Source organism: Variovorax cryoconiti (assembly GCF_051216395.1).
In the GTDB taxonomy this organism is placed as follows: Bacteria; Pseudomonadota; Gammaproteobacteria; order Burkholderiales; family Burkholderiaceae_C; genus Variovorax.
The window spans coordinates 1-1,026 of record NZ_JBPJZI010000089.1; the positions used below are offsets into that span (position 1 = coordinate 1).

General features: G+C 67.3%; 1 protein-coding gene. It reads right to left on the reverse strand.

The genetic code is table 11. The features are described 5' to 3' along the window. Positions 1 to 37: 37 nt before the first annotated feature. On the reverse strand, positions 38 to 1,026 hold a 989-nt coding region (locus ACSFA2_RS25950), incomplete at its 5' end, for an ATP-dependent nuclease (protein WP_435458195.1).

Consider the following 1,026-nt stretch of genomic DNA (forward strand, 5'->3'; position numbering starts at 1 on the left):
GCGCTTGGTCGGCGCCGTTTGAGATCTGGCGTGCCTGCTAGGCGACTTGCGCCGGTTGGCGCTCTGCCTTTTCGTTCATGGCACTGGTCGGCGCTTCGGAGCGTTCAACGCGTGCTTCCTGCACCACCGGCTTCGCGGGCTCGCTGGCCATCCGGCTCAACGCCAGCGCCGCCTGCAGCGGGAACAGCGTGGCCGCATCCCCCTGCGCCGCATTGCTCACCGTCGTACCCGTGGTCTCGTCGAGGCTGGCCGTGCGCACAGCGTCGAGCCGGTGCGTCGGCACCATGAACGGCGAGTGCGTGGTGTAGATGATCTGGTTGCCGAAGTCTTTCTCGAAGTGCGCCAGCAGATCGGCCTGCGAGTGGGGGTGCAAGTGCAGCCCGGGTTCGTCAAGCAGCAGCACGGCGTCTTCCGCACGTCCGCCCTTCGTGTCAGCGAAGAACGCGATGTAGAACGAGAAGAACCACTGGAAGCCGCGGCTGCGCTCGTCGAGGTTCACTTCCACGTCGTAGGCGCTGTTCGGGTCGGACACCAGCGTGTCGAGGTACTGGCCGTCAAGGTTGAAGCGCACCTTCAACGGGCGGTCCTTCCACAGGCGGCGGATCTCTGCCGTCACCACCGAGCCGGCGCGGTTGGCCAGCTGGTTGCGCGTGGCCTGATCGTTCTTTTCGAGCAGGTTCTGCAACTGCTGCGGGTCGAGCCCCGCGACCTTGCACAGCTTGCCGAAGCTCTGCTGCTCGGGCGTGAGCTGGCCCCAGCCCTGGCGCCCCAGGTACTCGGCGATGTTCTGGCGGCCGGGCAGCGCCGGGTATTCGTCGACGTAGACGAAGCGCGGCAGCTTCCCAATCACCCAGGCCTGCGCGCGGGCGAGCGCCGGCGTGTCGTTGGAGATGGACAGGGCCATGTCTTCCAGCTCGGCCAGCATCTGCTCCTGCTTGTCGCTGAGCTCGGCGCCCGCCACGGCCAGCGCCTTGCGCAGGGCCTGTGCCGCCTTGACCGCGCCCGCCGACCACTTGATGTAGTCGG